The organism is Pseudotabrizicola sediminis (assembly GCF_004745575.1).
In the GTDB taxonomy this organism is placed as follows: domain Bacteria; phylum Pseudomonadota; class Alphaproteobacteria; order Rhodobacterales; family Rhodobacteraceae; genus Pseudotabrizicola; species Pseudotabrizicola sediminis.
In genome coordinates this window covers 205,849-224,106 of sequence record NZ_RPEM01000002.1, presented here as the reverse complement: position 1 = coordinate 224,106, position 18,258 = coordinate 205,849, and the positions used below count along the sequence as shown (strand labels likewise).

The 18,258-nt window shown below is 65.2% G+C and carries 19 protein-coding genes; 11 read left to right on the top strand and 8 right to left on the bottom strand.

All coding sequences use genetic code 11. The features are described 5' to 3' along the window. Positions 1-37 precede the first annotated feature (37 nt). Positions 38-1,006, top strand: coding sequence for an L-threonylcarbamoyladenylate synthase (locus EEB11_RS03740; protein WP_135429078.1), 969 nt, complete (start codon positions 38-40; stop codon positions 1,004-1,006). Here the strand turns inward: EEB11_RS03740 and EEB11_RS03735 are convergent. Both EEB11_RS03735 and greA read right to left on the bottom strand, forming a co-directional pair. Continuing rightward, on the bottom strand, positions 1,003-2,010 hold the full coding sequence (locus EEB11_RS03735; protein WP_135429077.1) for a hypothetical protein: 1,008 nt from the start codon (positions 2,008-2,010) through the stop codon (positions 1,003-1,005). The genes EEB11_RS03740 and EEB11_RS03735 overlap by 4 nt on opposite strands. A gap of 45 nt (positions 2,011-2,055) precedes the next feature. Then, the gene (gene greA, locus EEB11_RS03730; protein WP_135429076.1) at positions 2,056-2,526 is read right to left on the bottom strand and encodes a transcription elongation factor GreA; all 471 of its coding nucleotides are present in this window, start codon (positions 2,524-2,526) and stop codon (positions 2,056-2,058) included. Positions 2,527-2,827: 301 nt separating this feature from the next. Between greA and EEB11_RS03725 the strand changes: the two genes are divergently transcribed. The 4 genes from EEB11_RS03725 to EEB11_RS03710 all read left to right on the top strand — a co-directional run bounded on the left by EEB11_RS03725 (position 2,828) and on the right by EEB11_RS03710 (position 7,603). Continuing rightward, positions 2,828-4,477 carry an electron transfer flavoprotein-ubiquinone oxidoreductase gene (locus EEB11_RS03725; protein ID WP_135429075.1) on the top strand — a complete coding sequence of 550 codons (1,650 nt, stop codon included), beginning with the start codon at positions 2,828-2,830 and terminating at the stop codon, positions 4,475-4,477. An 8-nt stretch (positions 4,478-4,485) separates the two neighbouring features. Continuing rightward, complete coding sequence (locus EEB11_RS03720) at positions 4,486-4,914, top strand: hypothetical protein (protein ID WP_135429074.1); 429 nt, start codon at positions 4,486-4,488, stop codon at positions 4,912-4,914. A gap of 96 nt (positions 4,915-5,010) precedes the next feature. Beyond that, entirely contained in the window at positions 5,011-6,747 is a 1,737-nt protein-coding gene (locus EEB11_RS03715; protein WP_135429073.1) for a tetratricopeptide repeat protein, read from the top strand. Next, complete coding sequence (locus tag EEB11_RS03710; RefSeq protein ID WP_135429072.1) at positions 6,737-7,603, top strand: 4-(cytidine 5'-diphospho)-2-C-methyl-D-erythritol kinase; 867 nt, start codon at positions 6,737-6,739, stop codon at positions 7,601-7,603. The genes EEB11_RS03715 and EEB11_RS03710 overlap by 11 nt, the downstream gene beginning before the upstream one ends. On the opposite strand, the gene EEB11_RS03705 is transcribed toward EEB11_RS03710, so the two are convergent. Beyond that, positions 7,596-8,612, bottom strand: coding sequence for a polyprenyl synthetase family protein (locus EEB11_RS03705; protein WP_135429071.1), 1,017 nt, complete (start codon positions 8,610-8,612; stop codon positions 7,596-7,598). The genes EEB11_RS03710 and EEB11_RS03705 overlap by 8 nt on opposite strands. Before the next feature lie 54 nt (positions 8,613-8,666). Between EEB11_RS03705 and EEB11_RS03700 the strand changes: the two genes are divergently transcribed. The 3 genes from EEB11_RS03700 to EEB11_RS03690 all read left to right on the top strand — a co-directional run bounded on the left by EEB11_RS03700 (position 8,667) and on the right by EEB11_RS03690 (position 9,920). Continuing rightward, positions 8,667-8,882, top strand: a complete 216-nt coding sequence (locus tag EEB11_RS03700; RefSeq protein ID WP_135429070.1) for a putative signal transducing protein — start codon at positions 8,667-8,669, stop codon at positions 8,880-8,882. A 14-nt stretch (positions 8,883-8,896) separates the two neighbouring features. Next, positions 8,897-9,652 (top strand): tRNA1(Val) (adenine(37)-N6)-methyltransferase, encoded by a 756-nt coding sequence (locus EEB11_RS03695; protein ID WP_135429069.1) that lies wholly within the window; start codon positions 8,897-8,899, stop codon positions 9,650-9,652. Positions 9,653-9,752: 100 nt separating this feature from the next. Continuing rightward, positions 9,753-9,920, top strand: coding sequence for a YdcH family protein (locus tag EEB11_RS03690; protein WP_135429068.1), 168 nt, complete (start codon positions 9,753-9,755; stop codon positions 9,918-9,920). A gap of 22 nt (positions 9,921-9,942) precedes the next feature. On the opposite strand, the gene yddG is transcribed toward EEB11_RS03690, so the two are convergent. Further along, positions 9,943-10,812 (bottom strand): aromatic amino acid exporter YddG, encoded by an 870-nt coding sequence (yddG, locus tag EEB11_RS03685; RefSeq protein ID WP_135429067.1) that lies wholly within the window; start codon positions 10,810-10,812, stop codon positions 9,943-9,945. A 186-nt stretch (positions 10,813-10,998) separates the two neighbouring features. Between yddG and EEB11_RS19485 the strand changes: the two genes are divergently transcribed. Then, the gene (locus tag EEB11_RS19485; protein WP_167852649.1) at positions 10,999-11,142 is read left to right on the top strand and encodes an RSP_7527 family protein; all 144 of its coding nucleotides are present in this window, start codon (positions 10,999-11,001) and stop codon (positions 11,140-11,142) included. A gap of 51 nt (positions 11,143-11,193) precedes the next feature. Here the strand turns inward: EEB11_RS19485 and phbB are convergent, their stop codons facing one another. The 3 genes from phbB to EEB11_RS03670 all read right to left on the bottom strand — a co-directional run bounded on the left by phbB (position 11,194) and on the right by EEB11_RS03670 (position 14,160). Beyond that, positions 11,194-11,919: an acetoacetyl-CoA reductase gene (gene phbB / locus EEB11_RS03680; protein WP_135429066.1), complete on the bottom strand. Its 726-nt coding sequence runs from the start codon at positions 11,917-11,919 to the stop codon at positions 11,194-11,196. Positions 11,920-12,023: 104 nt separating this feature from the next. Beyond that, positions 12,024-13,196, bottom strand: a complete 1,173-nt coding sequence (locus tag EEB11_RS03675; RefSeq protein WP_135429065.1) for an acetyl-CoA C-acetyltransferase — start codon at positions 13,194-13,196, stop codon at positions 12,024-12,026. Between the two features lie 130 nt (positions 13,197-13,326). Then, positions 13,327-14,160, bottom strand: a complete 834-nt coding sequence (locus EEB11_RS03670; protein ID WP_135429064.1) for an EAL domain-containing protein — start codon at positions 14,158-14,160, stop codon at positions 13,327-13,329. A 116-nt stretch (positions 14,161-14,276) separates the two neighbouring features. Between EEB11_RS03670 and EEB11_RS03665 the strand changes: the two genes are divergently transcribed. Together EEB11_RS03665 and mnmH are read left to right on the top strand one after the other, a co-directional pair. After that, positions 14,277-14,861, top strand: a complete 585-nt coding sequence (locus tag EEB11_RS03665; protein ID WP_135429063.1) for a DNA-3-methyladenine glycosylase I — start codon at positions 14,277-14,279, stop codon at positions 14,859-14,861. Between the two features lie 61 nt (positions 14,862-14,922). Beyond that, positions 14,923-15,966, top strand: a complete 1,044-nt coding sequence (mnmH, locus tag EEB11_RS03660; RefSeq protein WP_135429062.1) for a tRNA 2-selenouridine(34) synthase MnmH — start codon at positions 14,923-14,925, stop codon at positions 15,964-15,966. A 62-nt stretch (positions 15,967-16,028) separates the two neighbouring features. Here mnmH and selD read toward each other — a convergent pair whose 3' ends face one another. Next, positions 16,029-18,236 carry a selenide, water dikinase SelD gene (gene selD / locus EEB11_RS03655; protein ID WP_135429061.1) on the bottom strand — a complete coding sequence of 736 codons (2,208 nt, stop codon included), beginning with the start codon at positions 18,234-18,236 and terminating at the stop codon, positions 16,029-16,031. Positions 18,237-18,258: the final 22 nt, after the last annotated feature.

The window sequence follows — 18,258 nt, the reverse complement described above, 5'->3', positions numbered from 1 at the left end:
TACGGTGGCCAACCTCTCAAGCCCTACGCTGCGTCACATGACATTTGAAACGCAAGACCTGATGCCCTCGGACGAAGGGCTGGCGCAGGCGGCCACGCTTTTGCGGGCGGGCGGTCTGGTGGCGATGCCGACCGAAACGGTGTACGGGCTGGCGGGCGATGCAAGCAACAGCGTGGCGGTGGCGCGGATCTTTGCGGCCAAGGCGCGGCCCACGTTCAACCCGCTGATCGCGCATGTGACCGGGCTGAAGATGGCGGAAACGCTGGCGGTGTTTGATGATCGGGCGCGGGCGGTGGCGGCGGCGTTCTGGCCCGGGGCGCTGACCCTGGTGCTGCCGCTGCGGCCAGATGCGGGGCTGTCGCCGCTGGTGACGGCGGGGCTGCCCACGGTGGCCATCCGCTGCCCGGCACATCCGGTGGCGCAGGCGCTGTTGCTGGCCTTTGGCGGGCCGCTGGCCGCGCCTTCGGCCAACCCGTCGGGCCGGGTGTCACCGACGCGGGCCGATCATGTGCGGCAGGGTCTGGCTGGGCGGATCGACGCGGTGCTGGATAGCGGGGCCTGTGCGGTGGGCATCGAATCAACCATTCTGGGGCTGGACGGCGCGCCCACCCTGCTGCGGCCCGGCGGCATTCCGGTGGAAGCGCTGGAGGCGATGCTGGGGCCGATCGCTATCGGCGGTGATGCACACAAGCCCAATGCGCCGGGCCAGTTGGCCAGCCATTATGCGCCCGAGGCCGGGGTCCGGCTGGGGGTAACGGTGCCGATGCCGGATGAGGTCTGGGTGGGCTTTGGCCCCGGCTGTGCGGGGGCTGCGCTGTCGCTGTCGCCTGTGGGCGATCTGGTGGAGGCGGCGGCGGCGCTGTTCCAGACCCTGCGGGAGGCCGACATGCTGGCCGGGCCGGGCGGGCGGATTGCGTTTGCGCCGGTGCCGGAAACCGGCCTTGGCCGCGCGATCAATGACCGCTTGCGGCGGGCCGCAGCCCCCCGCCCCCCGGTTCAGCCTTAGTCAAACACGCCCATCACCCGGCCAAAGAGCATGAAGGCGCGGGCGGTGCGGGTTTCGGCAAGATCGGAAATCTCGGCGTCTGTCGCGTTCTTTTCGAACTGCTGGAACATCCGGTCAAAGGTGCGCAGGAAATGGTGGCCCGCATCGCGGAACACCGGGTCTTCGCGCATCCGCCCCGCTGTCAGTGCAAGTGATGAGCGGTCGCGCACGCCGCCGATGGCCGCAATGCCGCGCCCGCGTTCGCCCGCCGCAAAGCGCCGCCACAGCTCTGGCCGGGCGCGGTCGGGGCGCAGGTCATCCATATAGATGCCCTCCTGGCTCATCAGCGTCAGCACATCCTGCGCGGCGCGGATCAGCTTGGCCACGTCCCGGTCTTCCAGCGCCAGACGCAGCGCGCGAAAGCCTTCGCGGTCATCGGGGTTTTCGGGAAACTGCAGGGCGCGGATGAAATCGGCCACCGACAGGGGCGGCCGCATTGCATCAGCCGGCGTGCCAAGCGCAAGGCCCGGCTGCTCCTCGGCGGGCGAGGCGGCACGCGGCGGGATCAGCGCGGCCTTGCGGTCAGCCGAGGCTTGCGTCAGCCCCGCATCGCGGCGCGAAGAAAAGGTGGCCAGCGCGGTTTCGGTCTGCCGGGCAATGTCTTCCAGCTTTTTCTCGACCGACGGGCGCAGGGCGGCGGCCCCGGTCTGCTGGCTGCTGATATAGGCGTTGCGCATGGCATCGACCGAGGCTTGCAGCCGTGCGGCCTCTGCCCGCAGCACCCGGACCGACCGCAGCGTGGTGACCGCAGCCCAGAGCAGGGCCAGCGGCAGGAGCACCACCAGCACTGTCATCAGCAGACCCGATGTCCCGGCATCTTCGGGCGCGGTCAGCACATAGATGACCACGGCCGCGATCCAGACCAGCGCCAGCACCACAGCCACGATTTCGGTCATCGCAAAGCCGGGCTCTTCGCTGCGCGCAAAGGCCACGGGGTCGCTGGGTTTGTCGGCATTGTCGGGCATTGTCGCCTCGTTCCGGGGGGCACAGGCTGGGGTCAGGCGCGGGGGTCAGACATAGCGGATGCTGAGCACTTCATAGCTGCGGTCACCGCCGGGGGTTTTCACCTCGACGCTGTCGCCTTCGTCCTTGCCGATCAGCGCGCGGGCCAGCGGCGAGCGGATGTTCAGCAGGCCGCGTTCGATATCGGCCTCGGTCTCGCCCACGATCTGATACTTGCGTTCCTCGTCGGTGTCTTCGTCCACCAGCACCACCGTGGCCCCGAACTTGATCGAGCCGGACAGTTTTGTCGGGTCGATCACCTCGGCCAGCGACAGGATGCCTTCCAGCTCCTTGATGCGGCCCTCGATGAAAGACTGCTTTTCACGGGCGGAGTGGTATTCGGCGTTTTCCGACAGATCGCCGTGTTCACGGGCCTCAGAAATGGCGCGGATCACTGCCGGGCGTTCCACCGATTTGAGGATTTTCAGCTCTTCATCCAGAGCATCATACCCACCGCGGGTCATCGGAATCTTTTCCATCGTCATCTTCCACGAAAAGGGAGGCCACGGCCCCTGTGGGGGGCCATGGCCCGTCACGCATTGACCAATACCCAAGCGGATGGCGGCATGAATTGCAAGGGGGCATGGCGCACAGAGGCGGAAGCATGTCGCCCCCGGAACAGAAGGCCGCCTGCCGGGGAGACATAAAGTTGCGGCGATGCTGCAATGCGGAACCGTGATGTTGCGTTACGGTTGACCATGGGTCTGCCATCGGGCAATGACGAAGCCAGCAAAATCAACAGATCAGACACCGGCCTGCCCGGCGAGCGGAGACCTTAGGATGAGCCAGATCGCACGAGAGAAGATGGATTATGACGTGGTGATCGTGGGCGCAGGTCCGGCGGGCCTGTCTGCGGCGATCCGGTTGAAGCAGCTGGATGCCGATCTGTCGGTGGTGGTGCTGGAAAAAGGGTCAGAGGTGGGCGCGCATATCCTGTCGGGCGCGGTGCTGGACCCGTCGGGGCTGGACGCGCTGCTGCCGGACTGGCGCAGCATGGGCGCGCCGATCAAGACGCTGGTAAAGGAAGACAATTTCTACATGCTCGGGCCTGCCGGGCAGATCCGCATCCCGAACTTTCCGATGCCGCCCCTGATGAACAACCACGGCAATTACATCGTGTCGATGGCCAATGTCTGCCGCTGGATGGCAGGCGTGGCCGAAGGGCTGGGGGTCGAGATTTTTCCCGGCATGTCCTGTTCGGAGCTGGTGTTTGACGGGGATCGCGTGGCCGGTGTGGTGGCGGGCGAATTCGGGCGCGACCCGGCGACGGGGGAGCCGGGGCCATCTTACGAGCCGGGAATGGAGCTGCACGGCAAATACGTGTTCCTGTCCGAAGGCGTGCGCGGGTCGCTGGCCAAGCAGGTGATGGACAAATACGAGTTGTCCAAAGGCCATTGCCCGCAGAAATTCGGCCTTGGCATGAAAGAGATCTGGGAGATTGACCCCGCCAAGCACCGGATCGGCACCGTGACCCACACCATGGGCTGGCCGCTGGGCAAGAATGCGGGCGGCGGATCGTTCATCTATCATCTTGAAAACAGTCAGGTTTATGTCGGCTTTGTGGTTCATCTGAACTATGAAAACCCGCACCTGTACCCCTATATGGAATTCCAGCGCTTCAAGCATCACCCGATGGTGGCCGACCTGCTGGCGGGCGGCAAGCGTGTGGCGTATGGCGCGCGGGCAATTTCCGAGGGCGGTTATCAGTCTATGCCAAAGATGGTGGCCCCCGGCGTGGCGCTCTTGGGCTGTTCGGTCGGCATGGTCAACGTGCCGCGCATCAAGGGCAACCACAACGCCATGCTGTCGGGCAAGGCGGCGGCCGAGGCGGCGCATGCGGCCATCAAGGCGGGGCGCGCGGGCGACGAGCTGAGCGCCTATGAGGCAGATGTGCGCGGCGGTGCCATCGGCGCAGACCTGAAAAAGGTGCGCAACGTCAAACCCCTGTGGTCGAAATACGGTCTGATCGCCAGCCTGATGGGTGGGGGCTTCGACATGTGGACCAACACGCTTGGGTTTTCGCTGTTCGGCACGCTGAAACACGGCAAATCCGATGCCGCCGCCACGGGGCTGGCGAAAGACTTCGCGCCGATCGACTATCCGCGCCCCGATGGCAAGCTGTCGTTCGACCGGCTGACCAATGTGGCCTACAGCTTCACCAACCACGATGAGGCGCAGCCGTCTCATCTTAAGCTGCGCGACCCGTCAGTTCCCATCGCCGTCAACCTGCCGAAATATGCCGAACCGGCGCAGCGCTATTGCCCGGCGGGGGTCTATGAGGTGGTGGCCGAACAGGGCAAAGAGCCGCGTTTTGTGATCAACTTCCAGAATTGCGTGCATTGCAAGACCTGCGACATCAAGGACCCCAGCCAGAACATCGTCTGGACCACGCCGCAGGGGGCGGGCGGGCCGAACTATCCGAACATGTGAGGCAGGCCATGAACGGGCCGGAGCGGACAGACATTCTGGCGTTCATCGAGGCCCGCTGCGGGCGGCGGTTGACCCTTTCGCAAGAGGCCGATGTGCTGGCCGCACTCGACGCGGATGGCGACACCGCCACGGCGTTCATGGACAGTTTCGCGGCAGCGTTCGGGGTGGACCTGACCGGCTATGAGCCCCGGTTCCACCACCGCGACGCGGCAAGCATCCTGCGCCCAGGCTGGCCGTTTGCGCCGCCGCATCTGTTCGGGGTGCGTCTGCCGGTTGCGGTCAGCACGCTGGCACAAGCGGCGCAAAGCGGGCGCTGGCCGGTGATCTATCCGGTGCTGACCGTCGCCCCGTCGCGGCAATGGCTGAACGTGCCGCTGATCCTGATCGGGCTGCCTGTTCTGGCCGCTGCCGGCATCGCCGTGCTGCGTGTGCTCTGACATTTGCGCGATCATTGCCTGAACCCGCCCCCTGCCATTGCCAGCGGCGAGGCCGACCGCTAGCTTTGCGGCGGTGAACCTATGAAAAGTGCCCCAATGACCCATGCCTTGCCGCCCCGTCTGACTGCCCTTTTGCTGGCGGCCCTGATTTCCGTGCAGCCGGGCGCGCTGATCGCGCAGACGCCCCCCACCACGCAGGCCATGGAACCCGGCGATGCCGGGGCCTATCTCGCGGCGCGCTCGGCGGCGGTGCAGAGCGATTTTCGCGAAGGCGCGCGCTGGTTTGCCCGCGCGCTGGAAAGCGACCCGAACAATCCGGGGCTGCTGGAAGGGGCGATCCTGTCCTATATCGGGGTGGGCGATCTGGCGGCATCGGCCGGTGCCGCAGCACGGCTGACCGAACTGGGCGGCCGCAGCATCGGGGCCAACATCGCCCTTCTGGTCCGCGACGTGCAGGCCGAGGATTACGATGCGATCCTCGCCCTGCCCGAGACGCGCAAGATCGGCAATCTGCTGGATGATCTGACCCGCGCCTGGGCCGAGTTCGGCAAGGGCCGGATGTCGGAAACGGTGGCGGCCTTTGACACCATCGCCGCGACCAACGGGCTGAAAGCCTTTGGGCTGTATCACAAGGCGCTGGCGCTGGCCGCGGTGGGTGATTTTGAAAGCGCCGACAACATTCTGTCGGGTCGGGCCGAAGGGCCGCTGGTGGTCAACCGCCGGGGCATCATCGCCCATGTCCAGATCCTGAGCCAGTTGGAGAAGTTCGACGAGGCGCTGGCCCTGCTGGACCGCAGCTTCGGTGTTGAACCTGAGCCGGGACTGCTTGCCCTGCGCAGCGCGCTGGAAGCGGGCACGCCCTTGGCCTTTGATGTGGTGCGCAGCGCCAGGGAGGGCATTGCAGAGGTGTTCTTTTCCGTGGCCATCGCGCTGAACGGTGAGGCTGAAAATGGCTATACCCTGCTGTATGCGCGTGCAGCCCTTGACCTGAACCCTACCCATACCGAGGCTGTGCTGTTGTCGGCGGGTCTGCTGGAATTGCTGCGACAGTCCGAACTGGCCGGTGAAACCTATGCGCTGCTTGCCCCGGATCACCCCAGCTTTCATGCGGCAGAGATCGGGCGGTCGGCCACCTTGTTCGCGCGCGACCAGCCGGATGAAGCGGTGGCCGTGCTGCAGGCGCTGGCAGAAAGCCACCCCGGTCTTGTGATGGTGCAGATGGCTTATGGCGATGCGCTGCGCCGGGTGGACCGGTTCGAAGACTCGGCCACCGCCTATGATGCCGCCGTGGCCCTTGTGTCAGAGCCGCAAGACCGCCACTGGGGCCTCTTTTATTCCCGCGCTGTGGCCCATGAACGATCCGGTCAATGGGAGAAGGCCGAAGCGGATTTTCGCAAGGCGCTGGAGCTGAACCCGGATCAGCCGCAGGTGCTGAATTACCTTGGTTACAGCTTTGTCGACCGGGGCGAGAACCTAGAGGAAGCCCTTGGCATGATCGAGCGCGCGGTCGCCGCCCGCCCGGATGCAGGCTATATCATCGACAGCCTTGCCTGGGCCTATTTCCGCCTTGGCCGCTATGACGAGGCCCTTGCCCCGATGGAACGCGCCAGCCTGCTGGAACCGGTCGATCCGGTGGTAACCGACCATCTGGGTGATGTGTATTGGGCGGTTGGGCGGCAGCTGGAAGCGCGGTTCCAGTGGCGGCGCGCGCTGTCGTTCGAGCCGGTGGAAAAGGATGCAACCCGCATCCGGCGCAAGCTGGAAGTGGGCCTCGATGCCGTGCTGGTCGAAGAGGGTGCGCCATCCCTGCAAGCGGTGGCGAATGGCAACTGATCTGCCCCCTACGTTTCCTGACTGCACGGTTACCGAATTCGCGCCCGCCAAGATCAACCTGACCCTGCATGTCACCGGGCAACGCGCTGATGGCTATCACCTGCTCGACTCGCTGGTGGTGTTTGCCGATGTGGGTGACCGTGTGACGGTGCGCGCGGCAAAGGCGCTGGCGCTCACGATCACCGGGCCACAGGCGGCAGCGTTGCCGGTAACGGACGACAATCTGGTGCTGCGCGCGGCGCGGCTGATGCAGGGCCACGCGGCGATCACGCTGGAGAAGGCTCTGCCGGTGTCATCGGGTATCGGCGGCGGGTCGGCGGATGCCGCCGCCACCCTGCGGGCGCTGGCGCGGCTGATGGATCTGCCCTTGCCCGAAGACAGCGCCGTGCTGCGGCTTGGGGCCGATGTGCCGGTCTGCCTGCTGGGCCGCGCCGTGCGGATGCAGGGGGTCGGGGAACGTCTGACCCCGGTGCCCGATCTGCCGCAGGCCTGGCTGGTGCTGGTCAATCCGGGGGTGGCAGTGGCCACGCCAGAGGTGTTTCGCAGGCTGGCATCCAAGGATAACCCCGCGATGCCGCCGCAGATTTCCCCGTTTCCGACCCTTGAAGGGTTTGTGGCGTGCCTGCAAACCATGCGCAACGATATGGAGGATGCCGCGACCGCCATTGCCCCGGTGATCGGTGCCGTCAGATCGGCGCTGTCAGCCCAGCCGGGGTGCCTGCTGTCGCGGATGTCAGGGTCAGGGGCCACCTGCTTTGGCCTGTTCGCAGCGCAAGATTCGGCACGCGCCGCCGCAAGGGCCATCCAGTCGGCGCAGCCCCGATGGTGGGTCGCCCCGGCGCGGATGCTCAGCTGATCCGTTCCACCACGTAATCGGCCAGTTCGGCCAGCATGTCGCGCAGGTCGTGTGCGGGCAGATCATCCAGCGCCGCACGCGCCTTGGCGGCCCATGCCAGCGCATCCTGGCGTGCCGCCTCCATCGTGCCGTGGCGGGCCATGATCGCGCGGGCCTGATCCAGATCGCCCTCGCGCTGGTCGCCCTTTTCGATCACCCGTTCCCAGAACGCGCGCTCTTCCGCCGTGGCCACAGCCACCGCCTTGATCACCGGCAGGGTCAGCTTGCGTTCGCGGAAATCATCGCCGGTGTTCTTGCCGATGGCCGCATCGGTGCCGCCGTAATCCAGCAGGTCATCGACGATCTGAAACGCAATCCCCAAGGCATCGCCATAATCATACAGCGCCTGCACCTGTGCAGGCGTGGCGCCGGCGATCACACCGCCGACCTCGGTCGCCGCAGAAAACAGCGCCGCCGTCTTGCCGCGCACAACCTTGAGGTAAATGCCTTCATCGGTGCGCAGATCCTGCGCGGCGGTCAGTTGCAGCACCTCGCCTTCCGCAATCACCGCCGAGGCGTTGGACAGGATCGCCAGCACCCGCATGTTGCCGGTTTCGGTCATCAGCTGAAAGCTGCGGGCGAACAGATAGTCGCCGACCAGCACGCTGGATTTGTTGTCCCACAGCAGGTTGGCGGTAGGCCGGCCGCGCCGCTGGCTGCTTTCATCCACCACATCATCATGCAGCAGGGTCGCGGTGTGGATGAATTCCACCGTCGCCGCCAGATGCACATGATACGGCCCGTCATAGCCACACAGCCGCGCCGCGGCCAGCGTCAGCATCGGGCGCAACCGCTTGCCGCCCGCCTCGATCAGATGGGCGGTGACTTGGGGAATCCGGGGGGCATGTTCGCTGGCCATGCGGTCACGGATCAGCAGATTGACGGCATCCATATCGCCTGCCAACCATGCAGACAGCCGTTCTTGCGGCTTTTGCGGTGTCTGCTGTGCTGCAATCTGATCCAAACTCATCCCCTGCCTGCTCCACTCTCGCCTTTTCACAGAAAAGGCCATAAATCTGGGCTTATGAAAGAACTTTTGCGCACAACGGATGTCACGGTGATCGCCTATGCACAGGCCCTGCTTCAGGGCGAGGGTATAGCGACCTTTGAAATGGACGTCCACATGAGCATCCTCGATGGCAGCCTTGGCATATTGCCGCGGCGGTTGATGGTGCGCGATTCAGATCTGTTCATCGCGCGCACCGTGCTGCGCGACAACGAGATCGACTTTGGGTTTTAGGAAACAGACCCGCGATGTTTGACGATGCCGACCTGACCGACGACAAGTTCCTGTGCGGCAGGTTGACCCTGCTGCAACCGGTCAGGGGATATCGCGCGGCAACCGATCCGGTCTTTCTGGCCGCCGCCTGCCCGGCACAAACCGGCGAAAGGGTGCTGGACATCGGCTGCGGGGTCGGGGCGGCAAGCCTGTGCCTTGGCGCGCGGGTGCCCGGCGCGCTATTGTGGGGGCTGGAGGTGCAGCCCGGCTATGCGGCGCTTGCCCGGCGCAATGCGACGCGCAACGGCATTGACATGCAGGTGCATGATGGCGATCTGGCGCAGATGCCCGGCCCGCTGCGGGTGGATTTTGACCATGTCATCATGAACCCACCCTATTATCCGCCCGCCGGCACAAGGTCGCCGGTGCCGGAGCGCGCCCGCGCGATGCAGGTCGATCTGCCGCTGGGCGATTGGGTGCTGGCCGGGGCCCGCAGGCTGGCCCCCGGCGGCTGGCTGACGCTGATCTGCGGCACCGATGGTCTGCCCGCCGTGCTGGCGGGCATGGCGAAACTCGGGTCCATCGCCGTGTTGCCGCTGGCGCCCCGCGCGGGGCGCACCGCGCTGCGCATCATCGTGCAGGCGCGCAAGGGCGGGCGTGGCCCGTTCCGGCTGCTGGCCCCACTGGTGATTCACGCAGGGCAAGCCCATGACGGCGACCGCGAGAATTACACGCCAGAGGCGAGCGCCGTTCTGCGCACAGGAAGTGATCTTTTGGCGCGATTTCGCTGAATGCTTTGCAAATGCTGCTGTGCAGCGGTCGATTTAGGGCGACACGACTCGGCTCTTGTGATGCAATTGTCATACTTGAACCGACCAAAGGAGGGTTAAGATGACCGTTGCTTCGCACCTGCAGGAACTGCGCCGCAAGCATGAGCACCTCTCAGACATCGTGGAACGCGAACAGCGCAGTCCGGCAACGGATGCCCTGAAAATCTCTGACCTGAAAAAGCAGAAGATGAAGCTGAAGGAAGAAATCACCCGCCTTGCGCAGGCATAGGACCACGCAGGCATAACTGCCCTCAGGGCTTTGGCGCAGCGGCGCTTGCACGCGCCGCCAGCGCAGCGCCCCCGGCAATCAACAGCGCTGCCACCCCGATAACGGGGGTGGCAGGCGTTATGCCCGCGGCAATCAGCGCCAGCGTGGACAGCAAGGGTGCCGCATAGGACGCGACACCCAGCATCTGAATGTCGCCTTTTTTCATGCCGATGTCCCAGGTAAAGAACGCCGCCCCCACCGGGCCAAGACCAAGCGCCAGAACCGACAGCCAGCCGAGGGTGGAGGCAGGCCAGACCGTCTCCTCCAGCGCCAGATGCGCCACCAGCGAAAGTGCGGCCGTGGCCATGCAAAACACGGTCACGCTTTCCGTCGGCACCTTGCCCAGACGCCGCGACAGCACCGAATACCCCGCCCAGGTGATCGCACAGCCAAAGCCCAGCAGCAGACCGGGGGCCGAAGCCCCTGTCAGATCAACCCCGCCGCGCAGCACGATCAGCGCCGCCCCGGCAAAGGCCACCAGCGCACCGATGATATGCTGCGGGCGCAACCGCTCGCCCGGCAGCAGCCCCGAGAACAACACGATGAACAAGGGCCACAGATAGGCGATCAAGCCGGTTTCCGCCGTGGGCGCGATGCGAAAGGCGGTGAAATACAGGAAGTGATAGCCAAAAAGGCCAACCGTGCCAAAGGCATACACCTTCCACGACACTTGGCCCAGCACCCCGAACCCGCGCCGGGCCGTCCAGATCAGGCCCAACCCGCCGCCGATTCCAAAGCACAGCGCGTTGAGCAGAAACGGTGGCACCGGTGCCGATCCGATGGTGAAAAGCGCCAGCAGCGCCCACATCAGAACCGCCGAAAACCCGATGGCCGTGGCCCTGCCCTGTGTCACGACTCTGCCCCTTTGCACCCGCCAACCGGCGCAGACCAGACGCCAGCCGCACCGCAAGGTCAAGCCCGGCATTGCGCCTTGCGGGCAGCGGCATTGCGCAAACTGCATGGACTCTGGGCTTGCAATACACTGATCGGACAGGCATTTTCAAAGGCAGGGAGGACATGTCCATAAAAGGAATGTCCGATGTTGGAAGAATACGTAAGACAGGATCACGATGCCATCATGCGCGAAGCCCGCGCATTGCGTGCGCAAGCCATGGCAGACATGATGCGCAGCGTCATCAGCTTCTTCCGCCGCAAGCCAGCAGGCAGCATGGCGAAAGTCTGAAAGAACAGGGCCGCCCCACAAGGGACGGCCCTTTCATTTTGCCCGGACGGATCAGACGAAATACTGACCGCCGTTCGCGGTGATGGTGGCACCCGTGATAAAGCCCGCGTCGTCGGCGGCCAGAAACACCACGCAGCGCGCGATTTCTTCGGGTTCGCCCAGACGGCCCACCGGGATTTGCGGAATGATCCGCTCGTTCAGCACCTTTTCGTCGATCGCGCGGACCATCTCGGTGCCGATATAGCCGGGGCAGATGGCGTTGACCGTGATGCCGGCGCGCGCGCCTTCTTGTGCCAGCGCCTTGGTAAAGCCCAGATCGCCCGATTTTGCGGCGGAATAGTTGGCCTGACCGGCCTGCCCCTTCTGTCCGTTGATCGAGGAAATGCTGATCACCCGGCCAAACTTGCGGTCACGCATGCCCGACCACAGCGGATGGGTCATGTTGAACAGCCCGCTCAGATTGGTGTCGATCACCTCTTTCCACTGGGCGGGGGTCATCTTGTGGAACATCGCATCACGGGTGATGCCTGCATTGTTGACCAGCACATCGACCGGACCCAGATCCGCCTCGACCTGTTTGATGCCGGCGGCGCAGGCGTCATAATCAGCAACGGACCATTTATAGGTCGGAATCCCGGTCTTTTCGGTAAAGGCGTTCGCCGCCTCTTCATTGCCGGCGTAATTCGCGGCAACAGTGTAGCCAGCGGCTTTCAGCGCCACGGAAATCGCCGCGCCAATCCCGCGCGAGCCCCCCGTAACCAATGCAACACGAGCCATGGTATCCTCCCTATTCTGGCATCTCTTGAAATATACGTATCGCTAAGCCAATGGGCGCGCAAGATTATTGCGCGCCCATTGTGCAGTTGCAGCGACGAATTGTCTTAGCGCTCCAGACACATGGCAACGCCCATGCCCCCGCCGATGCACAGGGTCGCCAGACCCTTTTTCGCATCGCGCCGCGCCATTTCATGCAGCAGCGTGTTCAGGATGCGGCAACCGCTCGCCCCGATCGGGTGGCCGATGGCAATGGCACCGCCGTTGACGTTCACGATCGACGGGTCCCAGCCCATGTCCTTGTTCACGGCACAGGCCTGTGCGGCAAACGCCTCGTTCGCCTCGACCAGATCAAGGTCGCCGACCGACCAGCCCGCCTTTTGCAGCGCCTTGCGCGACGCATGGATCGGGCCGACACCCATGATCGACGGGTCAAGCCCGGCGGTGGCATAGGATGCGATCCGGGCGATCACGGTCAGCCCGCGCTTGGCCGCCTCTTCTTCCGACATGATCAGCACGGCGGCGGCCCCGTCATTCAGGCCCGAGGCGTTGCCCGCCGTCACCGAACCATCCTTGGCGAAGGCCGGGCGCAGCTTTGCCATGCTGTCCAGCGTGGCACCGTGGCGGATGTATTCGTCCTGATCCACCACCGTATCGCCTTTGCGGGCCTTTACCGTATAGGCGATGATCTCATCGGCGAACTTGCCGGCCTTTTGCGCGGCTTCGGCCTTGTTCTGGCTTTCCAGCGCGAACTGGTCCTGCATGTCGCGCGAAATCTGCCACTGGTTGGCGACGTTTTCCGCCGTCTGGCCCATGTGATAGCCGTTGAAGGCATCCCACAAGCCATCGCGGATCATCGAATCGATGAAATTCAGATCGCCCATCTTCTGCCCGGCGCGCAGATGCGCGACATGGGGCGACAGCGACATGTTTTCCTGCCCCCCGGCCACAACGATGCGCGCATCGCCCAGCTGCACATGCTGCGCCCCCAGCGCCACCGCCCGCAGGCCCGAGCCGCAGACCTGGTTCAGCGACCATGCGCTGGCCTCTTTCGCCAGACCGGCCTTGATATGGGCCTGCCGCGCGGGGTTCTGGCCCTGACCTGCGGTCAGCACCTGACCCAGAATGGTTTCCTCAACCTCGGCCTTGTCGATCCCGGCACGCTCTACCACGCCTGAAATCACGGCGGCCCCCAGATCATGCGCAGGCACATTGGCAAAAGCGCCATTGAAGCTGCCCACTGCGGTCCGCCCCGCGGCAACGATTACGACATTGGTCATACGATCTCTCTCCCTAGGCCAAGGCGACAGAGGGCCTTTCCCCTGCCTTCTCTTTTGACCTAAGCCGCTGTGCACCAAAGCGCAAGATTCTTGCGGTGCCGGTGTGACCTTACGTCATCAAGGGCAAGCGTCAGGCAAGGTGGCGGTCTTTGGCGGCCCAGTCCGGCAGCACTGTTGGCATGCCAAACAGGTAGCCCTGCATACAATCCACCCCCAGCGCCTGCAGATACTCGGCATCGGCAAGAAGTTCGACAGATTCGGCCACGCACATCATGTCGAACTGCCGCGCAATCGCCAGAAGGGCCGCCGTCACCACCTGATTGTCGGCATCCGCATGGATGTTCCGAATGAAATGACCGCTGATCTTGACGATATCAAAAGAGAATTCCTTGAAATAACGAATGGCGGTAAAGCCTTCGCCAAAATCATCCATCGCAAAGGCAATGCCTTCGGCATGCAGACTTTCCATGAAGGCGACCACGATTTCCGGCATCAGAATGGCAGAGCTTTCGGTGATTTCCAGAATCAGTCGTTCCCCCACACCGGGATGCGCGCGCAGGATGCTGCGCAGAATGGCGGTCCATTTCGGATAGCCGATGGACCGGGCCGACATGTTGACCGCCAGACGGATCTGCGGTTGCTGCACCAATGTCGCCAGCCCCATGGTCAGCGCGGCGCAGTCAATATCGCGCGCAATCTGATGCGCCTCGACCGCAGGCATGAAATCGCGGGCGGGAATAACGCGGCCTGCCGGGTCAAGCACGCGCATCAACCCTTCGTAAAACCCGATCCGGCTGGTGTCGGCGGACAGGACCACCGGTTGATAGGCCAGCCGCAACCGGCCCTTGCCCATCGCATCGCGCACCATGGCAATGGTCTGACGGTCCCGTTCCGAAACCGCAACGGCCAAAGGGCTGCTTGCGGCCAGCGGCACATCCGGAAGCGGGATTTCGTTGTGTCGCATCAGGCAGCGCCCCTGTATCAAAACCTTGCCGACGATGGCACCACGTGGGTAAATCTTGCGTAAAGTTTCACATTTTGTTCCAATTGTCCGAATGACGGGACATCGGGTGACCAAAGATGAACGGCGATGCACAAACACGTTGCGGCTGGTGCGGGACAGAGCAGATTTATGTGGACTATCATGATCATGAATGGGGCGTGCCCGAACGCGACAGCCGGGCTTTGTGGGAAAAGCTGATCCTTGACGGCTTTCAGGCGGGTCTGAGCTGGATCACGATCCTGAAAAAGCGCGACAGTTTCCGCACGGCGTTCGAAGGGTTTCGGCCGGACATCATTGCGCATTGGGGCGAGGATGACATCACCCGCCTGCTGGCCAACCCCGGCATCGTGCGGCATCGCGGCAAGATTGCCGGCACGATTCTCTCGGCCCGGGCCTTTCTGCGGATAGACCAGCGGGACGGGTTTTCCAACTTCATCTGGGCATTTCAGGACGGAAAGATCCCGCAAAACCAATGGCAAACCCTGTCACAGGTGCCCGCCCAGACCCCTGTTTCGCAAGCCATGTCAAAGGCGCTGAAGGCCGAAGGCTTCACCTTTTGCGGCCCGACCATCGTCTACGCCTTCATGCAGGCGACCGGCATGGTCAATGACCATCTGGTAACCTGCCCCTGCCATGCAAAGGTGGCGGCCATGGCGGGCTGACCGGAGCGCCCTTGCACCCAGCCCACCACCCGCTAAAGCTGTCGCCGATAAAGGGGGCAGAATGGCCGTAGACCTGACTTCACTGGCCGATGTGCTGGCCTTGCGCTTTGATGACATCATCGACGTGCGCGCGCCCGCAGAATTTGCCGACGACCATCTGCCCGGCGCGATCTCGCTGCCGGTGCTGGATGATGCCGAGCGGGCGCGGGTGGGCACCATCTACAAACAGGTCTCGCCCTTTGATGCGCGCAAACTTGGCGCAGCGCTGGTGGCGAAAAATGCTGCCGCGCACCTGATGGGGCCGCTGGCCAACCGGCCCGGTGGCTGGCAACCGCTGGTCTATTGCTGGCGCGGCGGCCAGCGCTCGGGGTCTTTCGCCACCATCCTGTCGCAGATCGGCTGGCGGGTGCAGATTGTCAGCGGCGGCTACAAGACCTGGCGCCGGCTGGTGGTCGACGCGCTGCAAGCCCCGATCCCCGGCCCGGTGATCGTGCTTGATGGCAACACCGGCACCGCCAAGACCAGCGTGCTGGCGCATCTGGCGGACATGGGGGTGCAGGTGATCGACCTTGAAGGGCTGGCCTGCCATCGCGGATCAGTCTTCGGGGCCATGGGCGCGCAGCCGTCGCAACGCAGGTTTGAAGGGCAGCTGGCCATGGCCCTGGCCCGGCTAGACCCCACCCGTCCGGTGGTGGTCGAGGCGGAAAGCTCGAAGATCGGCAGCCTCAGCCTGCCACCCAACCTGTGGCGCGCCATGGTGCAGGCGCCGCGCATTGCCATCGCCGCCCCGCTTGCCGCCCGTGCCCGCTATCTGACGCAGGCCTATGCCGATATTGCCGCCGACGCCCAGCGCCTTGGCGCGGTCATCGACCGGCTGAAGCCCTCGCATCCGGCGGAACGCATCGCCGAGTGGCGCGCGTTGGCCGACGACGGCCAGTTCGCCGCCCTCGCCACCAGCCTGATGCAGCACCACTACGACCCGCGCTATGCCAAACACCGCGCCCGCAGCATGCAAGGCACCACAGAGATCCAGACCCAAACCCTCGACCCCGACACCCTGCCCGATCTGGCCCGCCGCATTGCCGACGCCATCCGCCCGCGCTGACCCCTGCCGGTTTGCACCTTTCTGAAATACTCCCGCCAGAAGCGCATCCGCCCCACGCGCCGTCAGCGCAGAACAATCCGCCCCGGCCCTGCCGTCACCTGCCCGATAACCACCGCCAATTCCCCGGCGCGGCCCATCGCGGCCAGCACCTCATCGACAGCGTCGGCGGGCAGGCACACCAGCAACCCGCCACAGGTCTGCGGGTCAAACAGCAGGTCCAGCCTTGGGCCGGAACCGCCCTCCACCTGCCCGCCCACCGCCGCGCGGTTGGCGGGCGCAAGGGTTGACGCCACACCCTGCGCCGCCAGCCCTTCGGCCCCCGGCAGCAGCGGCACATCGGCCAGCGACAGCGTGGCCCCCAGACCCTCCGGCTCCAGCATCTCCCACAAATGCCCCGCCAGACCAAAGCCGGTCACATCGGTCATCGCGTGCGCGCGCCCGCGCAGAATCGCCGCCGCCGGACCCAGGGGGCGGGCCATGCTGGTGATGCCGCCCGCCCAGATCTCGCCCAGCATCAGCCCGCCAGTCAGGTCCAGATCCGCCTGCACCAGCGCCATCTCAGCCGCCAGAACAACGCCGCTGCCCAGCGGCTTGGTCAGCACAATCGCATCGCCCTCCCGCGCCCCGCCCTTGGTACGCGCGGCCCCCGCCAGCAGCCCGGTCACGGTGAAGCCCACGGTCAGCTCATCGCCCACCGACGAATGCCCGCCCACCACATCCGCCCCCGCCGAGCGGAACACGGCGCTCGCTGCCTGCATCACCTCGGCCAGCATGTCGGCCTGCAACCCATCGGACAAGCGCGGCAGGGTGATCTGCGCCAGCGCCGCCTGCGGGTCCGCCCCCATCGCCCAGACATCACCCAGCGCGTGCACCGCCGCCAGCCGACCCATCAGCGCCGGGTCGTGGCTAAAGGCGCGCAGATGGTCGGTGGTGATCACCTGATCCTGCCCACCCACGCGCAGCAGGGCCGCATCATCCCCCGGCCCCGACAGAACATCCATCCGCGCCGGCGCGGGCACATTGCCCAGCGCCACCCGTAACGCCCCCGCCCCCACCTTGGCCCCGCAGCCGCCACACATCGGCTTGTCGCCCATCGCCTCACGCATCCCAAAGGCATGCGCCTTCGGCAGCGCAGGCCGGGCCATCGCCGGATACGCGGCAAACTTCGCCATGAACTTCGCGTCGATCCGGTCTTTCACCCCCCACAGCCACCCCCCGCCTGCCCGCAGGCCGAACTTGTCGGCCACGGCGGTCTTGCCGCCCACCGACACCAGCTTCAGATAATCGCGCTGCGGGCGGTATCGGCGCATCGCGCCACCGGATACCGCCGCGCGCAGGTTGTGCAGCAGGAACGGCGCCTCCCGCACCGCAAACACCCCTGCCTTGGGCCGGGGCGCATGGGTCAGGTGCGCACAATCCCCCACTGCAAAAATCGCCGGGTCCGAGCTTTGCAGCGTCGGCCCCACATCGACAAACCCATCGGTCAGCGCCAGCCCGGTCTGCGTCAGCCAGTCCTGCGGACGTGCGCCTGCCACCGACAGCGTGAAGTCCGATGCCAGCCGCCGTCCATCGGTCAGCACCACCGCATCCGCCAACACCTGCGCCACACTGACCCCGGTGATCAGCGCCACCCCATGGTCGCGCAACGCCGCCAGCAGCGTGGCCCGTGTGCCGGCAGACACGCCCGTAAGCGCCTCTGCCCCCCGGTCCAGCAGCGTGATGCGGGGCACCTTCCCCAGACCCCGCAACCGGTGCGCCGAGGCCAGCGCCAGTTCGACCCCGCCGACACCCGCACCGATGATGGTCAGCTGCGGGTCAGACCCCGCTGCCGCCACAAACGCCTCCCACCGCGCGGCATAGGCCCCCAACGGCTTGGCCGCGACGCCATGTTCGGCATAGCCCGGCACATCGGGCAGATCCGACGCGATGCCGATGTCGATGGATGCCACATCATAGCGCAGCCGCCGCCCCGAGGTCAGCACCACCTGCCCCGCCGCGCGGTCGATGCCGCAGGCGCGGTCAAGGATCACCCGCGCCCCGGCAAAGCGGGCCAGCCGCACAAGGTCGATCATCATCGCGTCGCGCGTGTAATGTCCCGCAATCGCCCCCGGCAACATGCCGGTGTAGGGGGCGACCGGCCCGGGGTTCACAACCGTCACCCGCGCCCCCGCCAGCGGGTCCATCCCCCACATCCGCAGCACCAGCGCATGCGCATGCCCGCCGCCGATCAGCACGATATCACGGGTCAGGGCAAGCGGCGGTATCTGCATGCAAAAGGTCTCTCTGGTCAGC